General features: G+C 68.3%; 2 protein-coding genes. One reads left to right on the top strand and one right to left on the bottom strand.

Translation table 11 applies throughout. The features are described 5' to 3' along the window. The first annotated feature begins 368 nt into the window (after positions 1-368). Positions 369-1,028, top strand: a complete 660-nt coding sequence (locus G3N93_RS38545) for a GntR family transcriptional regulator (protein ID WP_041492519.1) — start codon at positions 369-371, stop codon at positions 1,026-1,028. Positions 1,029-1,066: 38 nt separating this feature from the next. On the opposite strand, the gene G3N93_RS38540 is transcribed toward G3N93_RS38545, so the two are convergent. Continuing rightward, positions 1,067-1,990 (bottom strand): dihydrodipicolinate synthase family protein, encoded by a 924-nt coding sequence (locus G3N93_RS38540; protein ID WP_206135384.1) that lies wholly within the window; start codon positions 1,988-1,990, stop codon positions 1,067-1,069. Positions 1,991-2,113: the final 123 nt, after the last annotated feature.

Raw genomic sequence — 2,113 nt, 5'->3', positions numbered from 1 at the left:
CAGCACGGCCTGCGCGTCGTACAGCGCGCCCTCCATCGCGAGCCCTGCCGCGACGCGGCCATTCAGTTCATACGTTGCGATACCGAACCAGATCACGGTTGTCCTCTTTTGTCGTCGTCAGGCGGGGACGAGTGACGCGTATACAATAAATCACTCGTGTATTCATTTGATATTTCTCGTATACTCCTATCGGGTCGGAAACGAATTCCGCGTACACTGCGCGGCGGGTCCGGTCCGGCGCCGCGCCCCGCAAATTGAGCGGCCCCGGCGGCTGGCGCATAATGGGCCGGCCCTGCGGCCACGCCTTTTCGCGCGGTTCCCGGCCGGCAGGTGCGGCCGCCGGCGCTGTCCACACCACACACGACACGATGACCACGCTCTCTTCCAAGATCTATCGCCTGCTGTTCGACGAGATCATCGACGGCACGCTCGAACCGGGCCAGAAGCTCGAGGAAATCGCGCTTGCCGAGCGGTTCAACGCGTCGCGCACGCCGATCCGCGAAGCGCTGCGCGAGCTGGCCGCGCGAGGGATGGTCGAGCTGACGCCGCGCAAGGGCGTGGTGGTCGCGCAATTCAGCCTCGACGAACTCGCCGACATGCTCGAAGCGATGTGCGAGCTCGAGGCGCTGTGCTGCCGGCTCAGCGCGCAGCGAATGAGCGTCGTCGAGAAGAAGCAGCTCGAGGAGCTGCAGGTCGAGATGAACGAGGCGATCGCGCGCGGCGACGAGGCCGAGTACTTCCAGCTCAATCGCGAATTCCACGAACTGATCTGCAAGGGCGCGCAAAGCAAGTCGCTCGCGTCGATCATCGCGGTGCAGCGGCAGCGCCTCGCGGGCTTTCGCGCGGCGCAGCCCGCGTCGCCGAAGCGTTTCGAGGCCGCCACCGACGAGCACCGCGAGATCGTCGATGCGATCCTCGCCGCCGAACCCGAGCGCGCGTACAACGCGATGCGCGACCACACCGCGCGCCTGTCGATCGTCGTGCTCGGCCGGCTCAAGCGCCAGCGCAACGAGCGCGAATCGATCTGACGGCACCCCGGCGCGGCCGCGCATTGCGTTGAGCCGCGTCATGCACGTGCCTCGTCGATCGACGGCATCGTGAAGCCGAGTGCGTCGAGCTGCGCGAGCAGTGCGCGCACGTCGGCCGGTGCATGAGGTGTCAGCGGCGCGCGCACGCGCGCCCAGTCGCCGTGCCCCGTGAAATGCGCGACCACGGCCTTCAGCGCGGCAATCATCGACGGCGATTGCAACGCGGTGCGCACGGTCGATACACGCCCTTCCCACGTCGCGCGTTCGACGGCCGTCGGCGCCGCGAGCAATTGCGCGATCGCGTGCGGCTGCAGGTTCGCGGTTGCCGAGATGCAGCCGGCCGCACCCAGCGGCAGCGCACGCCCGAGCAGCGCCTCCGACGCGGGGAACACCGCGAAGCCCGGAAAGCGTTCGAGCATCGTCACCGTGTTCGCCCAGTCGCCCGAACTGTCCTTGATGCCGACCACCGTGCGCGGATACGCAGCGACCAGCCGCTCGATCAGCGTGTGCGTGATCGGCACGCCCGTCAGTTGCGGGATGTGATACAGCAGCACGCGCAGCCGGTCCGAGCCGACCGCGTCGATCACGCCCGCGTAATACGCGAACAAGCCGTCGTCGCTGACACCCTGGTAGAAGAACGGCGGCAGCATCAGCACGCCCGCGCAGCCGGCCTCCACCGCGTGGCGCGTCAGCGCGATCGCGTCCGGCAGCGCGCACGCGCCGGTGCCGGGCAATACCTGCGCGGGATCGATGTCGGCGGCCGCGATCCGGTCGAGCAGCATGCAGCGCTCGGTGGCACTCAGCGAGTTCGCCTCGCTGTTGGTGCCGAACGGCGCGAGGCCCGCGCCCTGCCCGACGAGCCAGCGGCAGAACGCGACGAAGCGCGGCGCGTCGATCGACCCGTCGGCGCGAAACGGCGTGAGGACAGGCGCGAACACGCGCGGCGTGGCGAAGGCGGACATGCGGGAGTCTCCGGTTGGATGAGCCGATCGGCGGGCGGTCATGCGCAGACGCTGAAGAAATCCAGCATCGCGTCGCCCAGCAGCGTTTCGCCCGAATCGAAATGGGCGACCACCGACGCGTGA

It is taken from the genome of Burkholderia sp. Se-20378 (assembly GCF_017104665.1).
Taxonomy (GTDB): Bacteria; Pseudomonadota; Gammaproteobacteria; order Burkholderiales; family Burkholderiaceae; genus Burkholderia; species Burkholderia lata.
This window is presented reverse-complemented; position numbering and strand designations above follow the sequence as displayed.